The sequence below is a fragment of the Paenibacillus intestini genome, assembly GCF_030803945.1.
Lineage (GTDB): Bacteria > Bacillota > Bacilli > Paenibacillales > Paenibacillaceae > Paenibacillus > Paenibacillus polysaccharolyticus.
Genome location: NZ_JAURUN010000003.1, coordinates 889251 through 906353 on the forward strand (window position 1 = coordinate 889251; position 17103 = coordinate 906353).

Annotated in this window: 15 protein-coding genes and 2 pseudogenes; all 17 read left to right on the plus strand. The window is 45.8% G+C overall.

Annotation, left to right across the window (positions count from 1 at the left end; genetic code table 11):
• Nucleotides 1–230: 230 nt before the first annotated feature.
• Nucleotides 231–794 (plus strand): sigma-70 family RNA polymerase sigma factor, encoded by a 564-nt coding sequence (locus tag J2T16_RS13295; protein WP_090922332.1) that lies wholly within the window; start codon nucleotides 231–233, stop codon nucleotides 792–794.
• A gap of 176 nt (nucleotides 795–970) precedes the next feature.
• Nucleotides 971–1330, plus strand: coding sequence for a hypothetical protein (locus J2T16_RS13300; RefSeq protein WP_154957605.1), 360 nt, complete (start codon nucleotides 971–973; stop codon nucleotides 1328–1330).
• Nucleotides 1331–1421: 91 nt separating this feature from the next.
• The gene (locus J2T16_RS13305; protein ID WP_499018456.1) at nucleotides 1422–1865 is read left to right on the plus strand and encodes a hypothetical protein; all 444 of its coding nucleotides are present in this window, start codon (nucleotides 1422–1424) and stop codon (nucleotides 1863–1865) included.
• Nucleotides 1856–2071: a hypothetical protein gene (locus J2T16_RS13310; protein ID WP_154957603.1), complete on the plus strand. Its 216-nt coding sequence runs from the start codon at nucleotides 1856–1858 to the stop codon at nucleotides 2069–2071. The genes J2T16_RS13305 and J2T16_RS13310 overlap by 10 nt, the downstream gene beginning before the upstream one ends.
• 110 nt (nucleotides 2072–2181) lie before the next feature.
• Nucleotides 2182–3006: a sigma-70 family RNA polymerase sigma factor gene (locus J2T16_RS13315; RefSeq protein WP_154957602.1), complete on the plus strand. Its 825-nt coding sequence runs from the start codon at nucleotides 2182–2184 to the stop codon at nucleotides 3004–3006.
• A 155-nt stretch (nucleotides 3007–3161) separates the two neighbouring features.
• Nucleotides 3162–4349 (plus strand): D-alanyl-D-alanine carboxypeptidase family protein, encoded by a 1188-nt coding sequence (locus tag J2T16_RS13320; protein ID WP_221791545.1) that lies wholly within the window; start codon nucleotides 3162–3164, stop codon nucleotides 4347–4349.
• 61 nt (nucleotides 4350–4410) lie between these two features.
• On the plus strand, nucleotides 4411–5037 hold the full coding sequence (locus J2T16_RS13325) for a nucleoside recognition domain-containing protein (protein WP_090922320.1): 627 nt from the start codon (nucleotides 4411–4413) through the stop codon (nucleotides 5035–5037).
• A 6-nt stretch (nucleotides 5038–5043) separates the two neighbouring features.
• Nucleotides 5044–5577, plus strand: a complete 534-nt coding sequence (locus J2T16_RS13330; RefSeq protein ID WP_221791543.1) for a spore maturation protein — start codon at nucleotides 5044–5046, stop codon at nucleotides 5575–5577.
• Nucleotides 5578–5640: 63 nt separating this feature from the next.
• The gene (locus tag J2T16_RS13335; protein ID WP_499018457.1) at nucleotides 5641–6459 is read left to right on the plus strand and encodes a S1 family peptidase; all 819 of its coding nucleotides are present in this window, start codon (nucleotides 5641–5643) and stop codon (nucleotides 6457–6459) included.
• Between the two features lie 222 nt (nucleotides 6460–6681).
• A complete protein-coding gene (locus tag J2T16_RS13340; RefSeq protein WP_154888517.1) occupies nucleotides 6682–7431 on the plus strand; it encodes a pseudouridine synthase in 750 nt (249 codons plus the stop codon).
• A gap of 134 nt (nucleotides 7432–7565) precedes the next feature.
• Complete coding sequence (locus J2T16_RS13345; protein ID WP_145413182.1) at nucleotides 7566–8093, plus strand: redoxin family protein; 528 nt, start codon at nucleotides 7566–7568, stop codon at nucleotides 8091–8093.
• A 14-nt stretch (nucleotides 8094–8107) separates the two neighbouring features.
• Entirely contained in the window at nucleotides 8108–9781 is a 1674-nt protein-coding gene (gene resB, locus J2T16_RS13350; RefSeq protein ID WP_499018458.1) for a cytochrome c biogenesis protein ResB, read from the plus strand.
• On the plus strand, nucleotides 9778–11040 hold the full coding sequence (gene ccsA / locus J2T16_RS13355; RefSeq protein ID WP_499018459.1) for a cytochrome c biogenesis protein CcsA: 1263 nt from the start codon (nucleotides 9778–9780) through the stop codon (nucleotides 11038–11040). The genes resB and ccsA overlap by 4 nt, the downstream gene beginning before the upstream one ends.
• A 139-nt stretch (nucleotides 11041–11179) precedes the next feature.
• A complete protein-coding gene (locus J2T16_RS13360; protein ID WP_110894386.1) occupies nucleotides 11180–11896 on the plus strand; it encodes a response regulator transcription factor in 717 nt (238 codons plus the stop codon).
• Nucleotides 11865–13349, plus strand: a complete 1485-nt coding sequence (locus J2T16_RS13365) for an ATP-binding protein (protein ID WP_499018461.1) — start codon at nucleotides 11865–11867, stop codon at nucleotides 13347–13349. The genes J2T16_RS13360 and J2T16_RS13365 overlap by 32 nt, the downstream gene beginning before the upstream one ends.
• Nucleotides 13350–13543: 194 nt before the next feature.
• Nucleotides 13544–13927 (plus strand): annotated as a pseudogene (locus J2T16_RS13370) (collagen-like repeat preface domain-containing protein); the annotation flags it as partial.
• A 1344-nt stretch (nucleotides 13928–15271) separates the two neighbouring features.
• Nucleotides 15272–15379 (plus strand): annotated as a pseudogene (locus tag J2T16_RS13375) (exosporium glycoprotein BclB-related protein); the annotation flags it as partial.
• Nucleotides 15380–17103: the final 1724 nt, after the last annotated feature.

The window sequence follows — 17103 nt, forward strand, 5'->3', positions numbered from 1 at the left end:
ATAAATGGAAGAGGGGGCTTTGAATAGGTTGGTATTAAGTAAGCTGAGGAAGTAGATATATCGGTTTGAATGTTTTGGAGTAACACAACTACATAAGTTTGCAAGAGTGGATGGTCAATTTTAGCCTGATTAGATTTATTTTTAGAATGGTCGCTAGGTAGAGTTGGGGGAACTAAGGTAGTGGATCAAGGCCTGTTTTTTATTAATTTATTATATGGGGGAAAAGTATAATGTCTGCTACAACAGCTATGGGGTTTGATGCATTGTTCGAAATCGGGGATATGGATATGTTCCTGAACAAGGCTCAGGAGAAATGTCGTCACAAACTGAGAGGCAAAACGTTCGCCGGGATGGAAAAGGAGGATGTTACACAAGAAATTTTGATCAAGCTAATGAGTTCATTGGATAAGTATGATTCGGAGAAAGCGAAAATGTCGACGTTTGTGGATCATTTAATTGATAATAAGATCAAAGATATGTATCGCAAATGCATGTCCGAAAAAAATCTCAGTGTCGTTAACGCAGCTCAAATTATGACCACCGATCATGGTGGGGATGAAAGTGATGGCACAGATATGGCTGTGGTGTTAGGGCATACCGGTTTTGCATATGAAAACTTCGAATTTCTTACCGATATTATGGAAAATATGAGGCTGAATGATCGCGAGAAGCATATTTTCAGACTGCGAACGTCCGGTTATGAATTTGTAGAAATTGCAGCTATACAGGGAGTATCCAAAGCACGAATATCACAAATATGGAAAGGCATTCGCGCCAAATACGAAGCCTTGTAATATCATAGTTATAGCGGCGGCAATAAATAGCCTTTAGATGTAATGGAGCTACGGATAGTATCATTATTTAGATTTAATACTTACATAGAACGAAGAGCACCCTTAACAGGGTGTTTTTTTATATCGTATAGAGAATGTATCATGAAAACTTCGACAAAGATTGGAGAGACAGAAACATGCTTAGTGTCATTGTACTTGGTTTTAAGACAGAGGAATTGATTCAAATTCCTGAAATTGCTTGGGCATTCCATGATTCTTCCGCATCTGCCGGGTTGAGTGGTCGAGAATATGCATTAATTATTGAAAAAATGGTGGATCGATCTGATGCTATTTTGGTGAATCTGAACGTTGAGGTAATGTCCACTGCAGAAATTATAATCATGCACCAGGCTTTCAAGACGAACAAATTCATATTATCTGTCGGTTCCAATATCTCTGATCCATTAATTCATTCTCTGCCCACGCAACAGGTAAACGACTTGAAAGAAGCATTACAGCATATGCAGACACATTATATGTTGATAAGTCAGGGGTAACCTTATCTGTATCTCGGTCTTTACCTTGTTTGAGTTACCGCGTATAGAGCATGTAACAGAACATTATTTAGATAAGGGGAGGCTTTTTATTGTGACTCAAGTGATTAAAGCAAAATCGGATACATTAACGGAAGATATTGTAGCAAGCATGATTGGCAAGTACGTTCATGCACCCACGAACATACACGAGGTTCAGACTCCAACGGGGGCAATGACCAAAGCAAATGTCTGGTTTGCCGGAAAGGTTGCTGGTTACGAAAAGGCAGTCATTGGATTCAACTATGAAGATGGGGAGTTCAGTGAACAACCGGAAACGTTCTTTAATGTACATTTAACGGATGGTATGGGGTATATTCTTACAACGGCTTTTGAACTTGAGCTACTGGAATTAAGTAAAGAGGAATTTGAGCAACTTATAGCAGATCAAAAGAAAGAAGACATGGAGAATTCACATAACAGTGAAGAAGTGAATGAAATTCCTTCATTAGACTATGCAAAAGAAGATAGCACACGAGATGATAAAGCATGCAAGTAAACAATTATGCCTCTGATTTGGCCGTAAAGACGTTCGAATCTGCTGAAACATTCGATCTCGAACAACAGATTAATATCTGGATGCTGGCTTACCCACATATGTTTGTGACAGGGATTGAAATAAGCACCTCCATTCATCCGCAAACACACGAGACTCAATATATAGCCGTAATCGTTTATCAGCCAAGTGAACAAAATGAAATTTGATCAGGGAATGAAGCTTTAGCTCTCGTATGAGCAATTTTGAACATATATAGATCAGGTTAGTCAGGATATAGATTGTGAATTGATTAAGATTCGTACATAGGGAGATCCAGATGGGAAAATATTCAGAACATATTCATAGCAATTTAAAAGAAAACAAGAAATATTATAGTATGGACGATAATTCTAATATAGAACGCTGTCAGACGGATGAACATTTTCTCGGAGAATGCATTTTAGTCAATGAAAATCTGATCTGGCACTCTGTGCACAAGTACATTGGCAAACCTGAACTGTTGACTAAAAATCACTGTGTGGAGAAAGATGACATTCTTCAATTGGGCCGATTGGGATTCCTGAAAGCTGTTAAAGCGTTTGATACGTCCCGGGGTGTGAAGTTCAGTTCGTTTGCAGTCACGGCTATCGTTAGAGAGATTCGTTGTTTTTTGAGAGATAGCGCGAGTATTATTCGTCCGACACGTACAGCTACTGATTTAATTCACCGTATCAACCGTGTGGAACATGATATGGGATATCTTCCAGGTGCGCATGAAATTGCAATTTTACTTGATGAGGAAGAAGATAAAGTAAACAAGGCGCTTCAGGTGGGCAAGGGTGTTAAATACCTGGACGAGCCCGTAGGGTCAGATGATCAGCATCCTCAATCGGTCACATTGATGGACACCATCTTTAGTGGAGAAGATATGGAAGCGAATGTGTTGGACAAGATGTATGTTGATGCTGTGCTTGATTCAGTGAAACGTAAGCTTAGTGAACAAGAAGTCACGGTGTTGAAACATCGTGTAGACGGACTCAACCAGACACAGACAGCCGATCTGGAAGACATCAGTCAGATGAGAGTATCCAGAATTATGAGAAAAGTAGCTAAGATGCTGGATCAATCTAATAAAATGTATATGAAGAACGACAATAGATGAATAGATGTAGTTTGAATGACGAGGTCTTACATAACGATCCCTCTGGCACTTTAAGGTGCAAGGGGGATTTTTGCTGTTTTTTCCTATGCGGGACATACTCCGGGTTGTCCAGACATAGGATAGTACAAGATTCCAAGCGACCCGGAGGAATGTGGATGCGAAAATTAATGAAGGTTATTGTAGGTACGCTCTTGCCTGTACTGTTACTTTCAACTATGGGTGCATCGTCAGTTCAGGCGACCATTGCTGGACCGTCTACTCATGCGCAAAGTGCAGCGCTCATCGATGTGACATCAGGGCGAATTCTGTATAGTAAAGATGGGGACAAAGAGTCGCGCATCGCAAGTTTGACTAAAATCATGACTGCCATCGTTGCGATTGAAGAAGGTAAGTTAGATGCAAAGGTCAAGGTTACACCATCTTCTTTTGCCAAAGAAGGATCTTCGCTATACCTTAAACTGGGCGAGGAGATGACACTAGAAAATATGTTATACGGTCTTATGCTTCGCTCAGGTAATGATGCGGCTTCGGCAATTGCTGAGCATGTCGGCGGTTCAGAAGAAGGTTTTGTTTTGCTTATGAATAAGAAGGCAGAGCAGATCGGTTTGACTCGTTCTCATTTTATGAACCCACATGGTCTGGATGCCGAAGGTCATTACTCTACCGCAAACGATCTGGCGAGGTTAACGGCTTACGCGCTCCATAACCCGGTATTCAAACGCATCGTGGCAACAGAAAATAAATCCGCCCCCAATCCGAATGAAAGCTGGGAGTACTCCTGGCATAACAAAAACAAAATGCTTCGCTTGTATGAAGGTGCGGATGGGGTGAAAACTGGATACACCAAAAAGGCATTCAGATGCCTGGTCAGCTCAGCGACTCGTGACGGGCAACAGCTAGCCGCGGTGACACTTAACGATGGCGATGACTGGAACGATCATGCGAAGATGCTGGATTTCGGCTTTGAACATTTCCCACTAATCGAGATTGCCACACAGGAACAGCCTGTTCAGAACATGGAACTCGTAACAGGGCGTGGTTTTAAATACCCGCTCGCCAAAGGAGAACAGGAAGACATAACCAAGACATTGGTTCTGCTGGATAAACGTACACAGGACGCTGTGACAGAGAATAAACAATCAACAGATCCTTCGTTTGGACTAGCCGGGCGAATTGAAATGCAGTTGAAAGGCGAACCAATCGGCTCGATACCTGTGTATTACAAAGGTAGCTATATTCCGCCAGAGCCGCCCATCGCAGATGCAACTATAGGTGGAATAGGAGAGGTCACGACTTGGGTTTCCGCATGGAAGGCAGTGCTAAGTCGACTGTTATCACCTTGATTCTGATTTAAGGATAGAAAGATCGCTCTTGTGCTTGCTGTTACTGGGAGGAATGATTCCAATGATCAATCTGATCTGGTTAATGATGATCTTGATCGGCTTTGTTTTTGCAGCAGTGAACGGGAAGATTGAAGTGGTCACCCAGGCAGCATTTGATGGTGCGGCAACCGGTGTGACGGTATGTTTCGGTCTGATCAGTGTACTCGTATTCTGGATGGGAATGATGAAAATGGCCGAAGATGCCGGCCTTCTTGGACGGATTGCAAAACTTCTTGGCCCGGTGGTCGGATTTCTATTTCCCGATGTACCCAAAAACCACCCGGCTATGGGTTACATCTTATCCAACATGAGTGCAAATTTGCTTGGACTAGGGAATGCGGCTACGCCCATGGGAATTAAGGCGATGCAACAATTGCAGGAACTGAATCCTGACAAGCAGACCGCATCCCCTGCTATGTGTACACTGCTGGCGCTGAATACCGCGAGTATTACGATTATTCCAACAACGCTGATAGCGATCAGGTTGAACTATCATTCTGCGAACGCCACGGAGATTGTAGGCACAACTTTAATGGCTACCATTATAGCTACGCTTGCTGCCATTATGGCTGATCGCTGGTATCGAAATAGAACTCTCCGCAGATCGCCGCGCATATCCAAGAGCGGTAATCCCGGCATGAAAGGATGAGCAACCTTGTTAACCTTCATTAACTGGATATCTGTCTGGGCCATTCCGGTTATTATCGCGTTTGTTCCATTATATGCGTTTACCAAAAAGGTCCCGGTCTATGAATCCTTTGTTGATGGGGCCAAGGACGGCTTCTCGACTGCAATCAGCATCATCCCACATCTGGTGGGAATGATGGTTGCCATTAGTGTTTTTCGTGCCTCGGGAGCACTGGATTTTGTGATTCAGTTCTTCACTCCTCTCGTCTCATGGATGGGTGTGCCTGGAGAAGTCCTTCCGCTAGGGATATTACGACCATTAACAGGGACAGGCTCGCTTGCATTTACAACGGATTTGATCAAAACGTATGGCCCTGACTCCATGATTGGCCGGATGGCCTCTACCATTCAAGGCAGTACGGATACGACGTTATATGTGCTAACCGTGTATTTCGGGGCAGTCGGTATTCGGAATGGACGGTATGCGCTTAAGGTTGGATTGTTTTCGGATGTCATTGGATTCATAGCTGCACTTGCCATTTGTTTGATCGTTTTTGGTTAAACTATTACTCCTTTCCTACCGATATACTAGTTATGCTAGAATAATAACGGAGGAGAGTGAGACATGCAGAAGAGTTGGAAACGAATGCTCCGTTACGGGTTGACAAGTATGCTCGCTATAACGATGCTTGCAGGTTCGACAGGGTTAGCAGGTGCTCAAGCTGAACAGACGATTCATTTTACAGGTTATTTTGACAAATCATTACGTGCTCAAATGGCGACTACGGCCGATTCTTTTCCGGTTGTTAATGTGCGTTTGGTTAAAGCAAATGAACCGGATATGGTTTATTATGACGTGGGAACTTCGATTCTAATATCGAAAGATGAAGTATTAACCAATTACCATGTTGTTCAGGAATTCGCTGAGCTGTCTGGCGGAGATAAAGGGATGTTGACGGTTGCGAGCCCAGGTGCGCTCAATCAGGCGGTTAAAGCTAAAATTGTTAAAACTGATTCTGTAACGGATATGGCTTTACTCAAGCTGGACAAACCGATTGACGCTGAACCGGTGAAGTTTGCTGATGCGAGGGACAATCAGGTTGTTTATACCATTGGATTTCCTAAAAACCCATCGGGAGATCTTGTCATATTAGATGATGATTTTCCTTCGACATACAACACGATAGCGAAGAGTCGGGTATTTAGTGCTCTGGCGAGTGAAGTACCGGGAAAAGTAGGCATTGGAAGCATCGTCAAAGCAATGGCTCAAGGCAATTCAGGTGGACCAGTGCTTGATCAGAATAAACAGGTCATTGGCATGATGACGTTTGTATATGGTGGACGGACTTATTTTATTTCTTCAAAGACATTGCAGACATTTGTGAAAGAAGCAGCTGTTCCAGCGAAAAAGTCGGTTGTGGTGGCAGGCAAAGTTGCGAATTAGAAATGAACTACGAATTAAATAGATGATAAGGGTTTACCTTTGCTTGGTCTGAACGAAATCAGCCGTGGCGAGGGTAAGCTTTTTTTGTATATCGAGACTATAAAATATCTGTTCTACAACGCACAAATTAGCGATAAAGCTCGAACGTTCACAAAAACATTGGATAATCCTTGTGATTTCCCGGTTGGATGGGTATCATTAGTGTGAGGTGACATGACAAACATGGAAAGATTACAAAAAATTATCGCGCAGGCAGGCATTGCATCCCGCCGCAAGAGTGAGGAACTGATCCTGTCCGGCAAAGTAGAAGTTAACGGGGAGGTCGTGACCGAACTCGGTACGAAAGCCAACCCTGAAGAGGATATCATTACGGTCAATGGAAAACCGATCCGCAGTGAGAAAAAAGTGTATTTGATGCTGAATAAACCTAAAGGGGTTATTACAAGCGCATCAGACCCGGAAGGCCGGAAAATCGTATCGGATTATCTGAAAGGTGTTAAGGAACGTGTTTATCCGGTAGGACGTCTTGATTATGATACCGAAGGGCTGCTTATTCTGACCAATGATGGCGAATTTGCGCACTTGCTGACGCATCCTAAACATCACGTACCCAAAACGTATCTGGCAACAGTTAAAGGGGTACCACATGGTACGGAACTGGAAAAGCTCAAAAATGGAATTATGCTTGAAGACGGTATGACAGCGCCAGCAGAGGTCGAGTACAAAGATGTGGACACAGCAAACAATGAGGCTGTTATTTCGATTACGATTTATGAGGGACGAAACCGTCAGGTAAGACGTATGTTTGAGGCAATCAATCATCCGGTAACACGTCTGAAGCGGATTTCGTTTGGAGGCATTTTGCTGCAAAATCTGAAAAGAGGGCTGACACGTAATCTGACCAAAGAGGAAGTTAACAATCTGATTACGCTCGCAAAATCGGAACCCGCCAAAAAAATGAAAAAAAGGTAATGTGAGGACACATAATTTTCATAAAACCGCCGCAGATTTGTGACGAAATTCGCTATAATTGTTCATAGAGTGTTCACAGTTTCTATAACAAGAAGGCAAATCAATAATATCGTCACTTTAAAGGGGAGCAGCACATGGGAAAATCAAGAAGAACGGTGCAAATCGTTATTTTGTGCTTGATCCTGGTGTTGGGTGGATACGCGATTACAACATCGGTATCCGGCTCGAATGGCAAGCCAAAGGAAGGGGATCGAGCCCCTTCTTTTGAACTGCTGGGCCTGGATGGTCAAGTTCATACGTCTGATGAGTATCAAGGAAAAGCGATGGTTATCAATTTTTGGGGCACATGGTGTGAGCCTTGTGTGAAAGAGATGCCTGCTCTTCAAGCGCAGGCTGACAAATGGAAAGATAAAGGTGTGCAATTTGTTGGAATCAACGTTGGAGAAGATCAGATGACGGTAGATAATTTTGTACGGCAGGTGGGTGTTACATTTCCGATTATGTTAGACCGGGATAAAAACTCCGTTCGAGACTATGGGATCTCTCCGATGCCAACAACGTTTTTCGTATCTGAAACAGGAAAAATCTCCACGATTCATATCGGGCAATTGGATTTGGACACACTTGACGCTCAAATCTCACAGCTGGCGAAGCAGCCCTGACAGGAGGTCTACTTGTGTTCCAAAATACGAAATGTGAGTGTGGTCATCAGAATCCGGTAGGAACCGTATTGTGCGAGGCGTGTGGTAAGCCGCTTCTGGAGGAAACCGCTCAATCGAATGAAGTGTTAGAGATGCGTTATGATGGGATGGCTCGGCGTTCACAGCGAAGTAATCCCAATATTATTGATCGCATATGGAATTTCTTTTCATCTGTCAAAATTGCAGTTTATATGATTGTGCTCACGCTCGTTGGTTCTATGCTAGGTACGATCTACCCGCAAGAAAGTACATTTCTGAATATTGATCCTTCGGTTTATTACAAAGAAACCTATGGTCAGTTAGGCCATATTTATTATCTTTTCGGACTGTCTCATACATATGAATCCTGGTGGTTTATTCTACTGCTGGTGATGATCGGAGCATCACTTGTGATCTGTAGTCTGGATCGTGTGCTTCCACTGTACAAAGCGCTGAACAAGCAGCGGATACGGAAACATCTGCAATTCCTGACGCGGCAGCGACTTGTGTATCAAGGTTCTATTGAAGAGGCACCTGAAGAGTGGATTAAGAAAGCGGTTACGCCGCTTCGTAAGAAAGGATATCGTGTTCACACACAAGGGGATGCTTTGCTTGTGGAGAAGCAACGTTTTAGCCGCTGGGGTCCATATGTGATTCATATCGGACTTATTATTTTTCTGCTCGCTGTACTCGCTCGCGGACTTCCAGGTCTGAATCTGGACGAACATGTTGCTTTTCCCGAAGGAGAAATTAAAAAAATTCCAAACACGTCCATGTATCTGAAAAATGAGAAGTTTAATGTGGAGTTTTATAGTGACGACGAGGTTCCTGAGCAGTTCAAAAATTTGAATAAAACAGTTCCCAAGTTGTTTGAAACCAAGGTTGTTTTGTACGAATGCACAGCCGATTGTTCGGATCTCTCCAAAAAACCTCAGCTTGCAGAGGTTGCAAGACATGACGTTCGGGTGAACCAGCCACTGAATTACCAAGGTCTTAAGGCATACCAGTTTGACTATGATCTAACCCCGACGATTCGCTCGGTGACACCGGATCTGGTCAATGTGAAAACGGGTGAAGTGTACGGTTCTTTGAAGATTGACATGATGGACACACAACGCACCTTTGAGGCAGGACCATATACATTGACGGTGAAAGAAAAATTTATGGATTTTGCTCTGGATGATAAGGGAGAACCAAAATCAAAATCACCTTCACCCAATGCACCTGCATTTCTTTTTCATATTGAAGGTCCGGATCTGCCAGAGAAGGGGATTCAATACTTATATTTTGCCAAACAAATTGACAAGCAACGTTTTCAACAGGATGCAATCAACCGCCAGCTTGTAGGAGGGGAACTTCCATTACAACTGGAGGTCGACAGTATGGACAAGGTAGATCTTATTCAATCGGTAAGCTACCTGAATATACGTGTGGACAAAGCGATGCCTTTTGTATGGGTAGGGGCAGGCATTGTCATGCTGGGTCTTGTCATGGGCTTTTACTGGCATCATCGCCGCATTTGGATTCGATTCGATGATGAGCGAATTACGCTTGGCGGGCATACCAACAAAAACTGGTTCGGCTTCAGACGAGAAGTTGCTGGCATTTTGAAACAGATGAATCTGGAAGTGGATGAGAAGTCGTTGGATAACGGGGGGAACCAAGCATGAATATACTGGATTTCAGCAGCGACGCATTTATCGTATCTTTTTTTCTGTATTGTGCTGCGTTTTTATTGTATGCAGTGGCCGTCATGGGCAAGAAATGGAGTAACCGCGATCCGATCGATCATTTGAATCGTTGGGGTAAACGGGCGTTTATCGCATCTACGGTGGCGTTGGCAGCACATTTGGTTTTCTTTGTAACCCGCTGGATTGGTGCAGGCCATATTCCGGTAAGTAATATGTACGAATTTATGTCCTTTTTATCCATGATGATCATGGTAGCCTTTATCGTTGTGTACGCAATTTACCGCAAATCTCTGCTGGGCTTGTTTGCACTTCCACTCACGATTATCATTATGGCATATGCAGCCGTATTTCCACAGGAAGTTCAGCCATTGATTCCCGCATTACAATCGATTTGGTTGAAGATCCACGTTACGCTGGCTGCCTTGGGTGAAGCGTTTTTTGCAGTAGGTTTTGCTGCGGGATTTATGTATCTGCTTCGTACCGTTGATTTTAGTGGAAAAGACAAATCTTCTCGTCGTCAGCGCGGCTGGGTGGAGTTTACGCTCATTACCATCGTTGTGGTGATCGGATTTATTGGAACCGTGTTTGCCTTCCGTGCATCCGGTTATGAGGCCGTTTTTGTACAGAAAACAGTCACCATTGACACAAAGGGAGAAGAAAATAGTACAATAGAGAAAGTGATTTATCGCATGCCTCCTATTTTTGCTCCATATAATAGTGAAGTGGAGAGCTTGAAACCGTTCCTTGGAATGAAGGAGCCGTTGCTTGAGACGCCTTCATGGATGAATGGCGTGAATGCAGGACGTAAGCTGAATACAGTCATCTGGTCAATCCTTACGGGTCTGATCTTATATGGAATCATTCGTTTAATTGTACGCAGACCGCTTGGACAAGCGTTACAGCCGATGATGAACGGAATTGACGCGGATGACCTTGATGAGATCAGTTATCGCGCTATTGCGATTGGATTCCCTATTTTTACGCTGGGAGCTCTGATCTTTGCTATGATCTGGGCACAAATTGCCTGGAGTCGTTTCTGGGGTTGGGACCCTAAAGAAGTGTGGGCACTGATCACTTGGCTGTATTATAGTGTGTATTTGCACTTGCGTTTATCCAAAGGATGGCAGGGACAGAAGTCCGCTTGGCTTGCTGTGCTCGGTTTCCTGGTTGTCATGTTTACACTGGTTGGTGTAAATCTGATCATTGCAGGATTGCATTCCTATGCTGGAGCAGACTAGTAAAGTCAGTTAAAAGTAGTGGCAAAACAACGGTAATTCATGATATACCCGTTCCAGTAAAACGGGTATTCAAATATTGTTCGCAAGATCGAACATAATAGAAGTGATGAGGAGTTATTGTAAAGGGGCTTGAGTGGGCATGTCAGAACATGAGAATCGTATTTTGGTTGTGGATGATGAAGAAAGAATCCGCAGGCTACTTAAAATGTATCTTGAAAAAGAAGGTTATGAAATTGATGAAGCAGAGGATGGCGAAACAGCGCTTCGTAAAGCAACGGCCGGAGATTACGGCCTGATTTTGTTGGATGTTATGCTACCAGGTATGGATGGTGTTGAGGTATGCACTCGGCTTCGTCAGGTCAAATCTACCCCTGTATTAATGCTTACCGCAAAAGGGGAAGAGATTAACCGTGTACAAGGTTTTGAAGTAGGGGCAGATGATTATGTGGTAAAGCCATTCAGCCCGCGTGAAGTGATTTATCGGGTGAAGGCTATTCTGCGTCGCTCTTCTGCAACAGCGTATCTTTCGAAGGAAAGCAATTCAAGCAACAATATTGTATTTCCACATCTTGTTATTGAGCATGATGCACACCGCGTGACTGCGGGTGGTGAAGAGATCAGTTTGACACCTAAAGAATATGAGTTGTTGCATTACCTTGCAACATCGCCAGATAAGGTTTTCTCCAGAGAAGAATTGCTTAAGGATGTATGGAACTATGAATTTTTCGGTGATCTTCGTACCGTGGATACCCATGTGAAGCGTCTTCGCGAGAAGCTGAACAAGGTATCACCTGAATCGGCAGCGATGATAACAACCGTGTGGGGTGTCGGTTATAAACTGGAAGTACCGAAATAACTTTGCTTTCTGGAGATCACTGGTTGGAAAGTTATGGATCACAATTATATGCCTTGTGGGCTGTGTGCTGATTGCGCTAGGGCTCTTTCTGCTACCCTATATCGATACCAACTTTGCTGAGTCAGAATCTAGGGACATCAAAAGGCTGTTTACTTATATTTGCATTGTCGGATTCAGTCTAACAACGTTTTTTGCATTATTTCTGTTCACCAAAATTACACAGCCTATGCAACAATTAATTCAGGCAGCTAATGCCATCCGTAAAGGGAACTATGGCACGAGACTTTCTCTCCGTACCAATGATGAAATTGGTGAACTTGCAAATACATTTAATCACATGGCTGTTCAACTGGAAGATACCATTCGAAATTTGAATCATGAGAAGGAACATTTGGCGAGTGTGCTGCGAAGCATGACGGATGCCGTGATTACTTTTGATGGTGAAGGCAAGATCATTTTGACGAATCCGCCTGGTGAGAAAATTATGCAGGCCTGGTATGCTCTAGACTGGGCTCAGGAGGATGAGGGTTTGGATGGTCATCCTTCTGCGAACCCGTCCCGTGATGTTCCTGAACCGCTTGTACCCTTATTCAGACTGGTGATGGAGCAAGGTGGGGACCAGAGTTCCAATGTTCATGTGCAACAAGGAGTATGGTCTGTTCAAATGGCCCCTTTGTATGCAGATAGTGTGGTACGGGGTGCGGTGGCTGTCTTGAGAGATGTTACCGAAGAAGTGAAGATGGAGAAGATGCGCCGGGACTTCGTTGCTAATGTATCTCATGAAATTCGTACACCGTTATCAATGATGCAGGGATACAGCGAGGCTTTACTTGACGGGATGGCAACATCGCCCGAAGAGAGTGAAGAACTGATTCAGGTCATTCACGATGAGTCACTGCGGATGGGTAGACTGGTCAAGGATTTACTTGATCTGGCCCGTATGGATGCAGGGCATACTGACATGAACATGAAGGAAGTTGAACTCGGTGAACTTCTCGAACGTATTTATCGCAAATTTATGGTGCGCTCGAAGGAACAGGGGATTCAACTTCAATTCGAATGTAAACAGCAGATGATCTCACTTCAACAAGCAGATGAAGACAGGCTGGAGCAAGTATTCACGAATTTACTGGATAATGCATTCAGACATACACCTGTTGGTAAAAATGTGAAAATTTCTGCTGAGCTTGTCACTAACTTGCGTGCTCCTTTTGCCAGAGTGAGCGTAAAAGATCAGGGTGTGGGTATTCCTACATCAGACCTGCCTTTTATTTTTGAACGTTTTTATAAAGCGGATAAAGCTCGCGTTCGGGGAGAAAGTGTGGGAACCGGGCTTGGCTTGGCGATCGTAAAAAACATCGTAGATGCTCATCAGGGCACGATTCATGTCAATAGTGTGCTTGGTGAAGGAACGGAGTTTATATTACAATTTCCGGTAGAATCTTCGAAATAGGTTGATTTTAAACAAAATGTGCCGAAACACCCTCTGATAGAGGGTGTTTTTTTGTTGAAGTATTCCGTTTAATCTTGTTCAACGTGGAACAAGGTCGTATCCTTTTTTGTCCGCAAAAAAATGTCCAAGATAATTTTTGAACTCCTCCTTCATAAGATTGAAAAATAAGATGTCTAAGGAGGATTGATTAAAGTATGTCCGATGGACGTAAAAGAGTAAATATTAAAGCGTTTTTGGAAGGGAGATCATTCCGGGCAGGTTCGCCGTTTATACCCATAACAGCTAGTGAACTTGAGCAATATGAGTCGATTCTTCGTTCTCTTGCTGTAACCATTCCCGGTGCAATTAGTCAGCCGAGTGCATCAAATATACTTGCGTTGCAGAACGGATTACGTCAATTACTTACTTTTGTTAATGAATCTGAGTTCCGAGCTGGGGTAAAAGCGGAGCTTCAAGCTGTATTAGAACTGACCATTGCTTCTTCTGAAGTCATTCCTGTTGCTTTAATTAATCTCGCAGGGAATTTGCAAAATCTGTTGGATGACTTGTTAAGTTTAACATTGCTTTTGGAGGTACCTCCCGAAGTAAAAGATCGGTTAGTCGGATTAATTCGTTCCATATCTATCTCGTTAAGCAGAGCCACAACGACTTTCGGTACGGGGGGGATTACAGGTGCTGCAGGTCCTCCCGGTGTTCCAGGCGTACCAGGGGTCCCTGGAGTTCCTGGATTGAGAGGAGTTACTGGTCCAACAGGTGCAGCAGGGCCAACTGGTTCTGTGGGTGCTGCGGGTGCTGTCGGCCCTATAGGCCCGCAGGGTCCACAAGGAGCGACAGGAATTCCAGGTGTAGGGTTAAACAATATTACAACGTTTAATCCTGCAGCTGGATCAACTTATGCGCAAGGCCAGGTAGTTAGTTATGATGGAAGTCTTTTTGTGGCTAACGTAAATGGCCCGGTGGGTTTACCTGGAAGTTCACCTGATTACACGCTCTTGCTTGCCGCCGGTTCTACAGGTGCAACTGGGGTTACAGGTGTAGGACTTTCTGGAGCTATTCCTTTTGATGCTGCTCTTGCGCCGGGATATGCTGCAGGTCAAGTGGTTACTTATAATGGCAGTACTTATATTGCCAGTGTAGCAGGTCCGACAGGGACACCGGGTACATCTTCGGACTATACATTGATCGCTGCATCAGGAGTGACAGGAGCTACTGGGGTGGGCCTTAACGGTGCTATCACCTTTGACCCGGCTCAAGCGCCAACGTATTCAGCAGGCCAAGTGGTGACGTTCAATGGTAGTACGTATATTACCAATGTCGCTTCACCGACAGGCACGCCTGGAAGTTCACCTGATTATGCATTAATCGCTGGTGCAGGACCGACGGGGGCTACCGGCGCTACAGGTGTGGGGCTCACTGGGATTGTACCGTTCGATCCTGCTCAAGCGCCAACATATCCAGCAGGTCAGATTGTAACGTCTAATGGTAGCACATATATTACGAATGTCGCCGCGCCAACGGGTACACCTGGAAGTTCACCAGACTATTCGTTGCTTGCTGGAGCAGGCTCAACTGGAGCAACCGGAGCAACAGGTATAGGTTTAGAGGGAGTTATACCATTTGATCCGGCTGTTGCCCCGACGTATTCAGCAGGTCAAGTGGTCACATTCAATGGTAGTACGTATATCACCAATTTGGCTTCACCAACGGGTACACCTGGAAGTTCACCAGATTATACATTACTTGCTGGAGCAGGACCAACAGGAGCTACAGGACCAACAGGAGCTACTGGTACAACGGGTGTAGGGTTGAGTGGAATCGTCGCGTTTGACCCAGCAGTAGCTCCGACGTATCCAGCCGGTCAAGTGGTGACGTTCAATGGTAGCACGTACGTCACCAATGTGGCCTCGCCAACGGGCACGCCAGGGACTTCGCCGGATTATACGTTATTAGCAAGTGCAGGGGCTACAGGTGTAACGGGTGCTACTGGGGCAGGTGTAACCGGTAGTACGGGTATAACAGGGAGCACGGGAGCAACCGGTGTAGGATTAAGCGGAATCGTCGCATTTGACCCAGCAGTAGCTCCGACGTATCCAGCCGGTCAAGTGGTGACGTTCAATGGTAGTACGTATGTCACCAATGTGGCCTCGCCTACAGGCACGCCGGGCACCTCGCCGGATTATACGTTATTAGCAAGTGCAGGGGCTACTGGTGTAACGGGTGTAACTGGGGAAACAGGAATAACAGGTGCGACCGGTATTGCTGGACTGACGGGAACCACGGGAGTAACGGGAGCGACGGGTGAAACCGGGGTGACTGGCACAACGGGTACAGCAGGAGAGACCGGAGCAACCGGCGCAAGCATTACGGGTGCAACGGGGGCCACCGGCGTAGGGTTAAGTGGCATTGTGGCATTCGACCCAGCAGTAGCTCCGACGTATCCAGCCGGTCAAGTGGTGACGTTTAACGGTAGTACGTACATCACGAATGTGGCCTCGCCAACGGGCACGCCGGGCACCTCGCCGGATTATACCTTGATTGCAAGTGCAGGGGCGACAGGTGTAACTGGGGGAACGGGAATAACGGGCGCGACCGGTATTGCTGGAGTGACCGGAGCCACGGGAGCAACGGGAACGACGGGTGAAACCGGGGTGACTGGCACAACGGGTACAGCAGGAGAGACCGGAGCAACCGGCGCAAGCATTACGGGTGCAACGGGGGCCACCGGCGTAGGGTTAAGTGGCATTGTGGCATTCGACCCAGCAGTAGCCCCGACGTATCTAGCCGGTCAAGTGGTGACGTTTAATAGCAGTACGTATGTTACCAATGTGGCTGCGCCAACGGGAACGCCAGAGACTTCGCCGGATTATACGTTATTAGCAAGTGCAGGGGCTACTGGTGTAACGGGTGTAACTGGGGAAACAGGAATAACAGGTGCGACCGGTATTGCTGGACTGACGGGAACCACGGGAGTAACGGGAGCGACGGGTGAAACCGGGGTGACTGGCACAACGGGTACAGCAGGAGAGACTGGAGCAACCGGTGCAACCGGTGCAAGCATTACAGGTGCAACAGGAGCCACGGGTGTAGGGTTAAGTGGCATTGTGGCATTTGACCCAGCAGTAGCTCCGACGTATCCAGCCGGTCAAGTGGTGACGTTTGAGGGCAGCACGTATATCACGAATGTGGCTTCGCCCACAGGCACGCCGGGCACCTCGCCAGACTATACGTTACTAGCAAGCGCAGGGGCGACTGGTGTAACTGGGGAAACGGGAATAACGGGCGCAACGGGTACCGCCGGGTTGACCGGAGCCACTGGCGCAAGTATTACGGGGGCAACAGGAGCCACGGGAACGACGGGTGCAACCGGGGTGACTGGTGAAACGGGTATAGCCGGAGTAACCGGAGCAACTGGCGCAAGCATTACGGGTGCAACGGGGGCCACCGGCGTAGGGTTAAGTGGCATCGTGGCATTCGACCCAGCAGTAGCTCCGACGTATCCAGCCGGTCAAGTGGTGACATTCAATGGCAGTACGTATATCACGAATGTGGCCTCGCCAACGGGCACGCCAGGCACCTCTCCGGATTACACCTTGATTGCAAGTGCAGGGGCGACAGGTGTAACTGGGGAAACAGGAATAACGGGAGCCACGGGTACGGATGGAGTGACTGGAGCAACCGGCGCAAGTATTACGGGTGCAACAGGAGCCACAGGAGTAACGGGAACAACTGGTGAAACCGGGGTGACCGGAGCGAC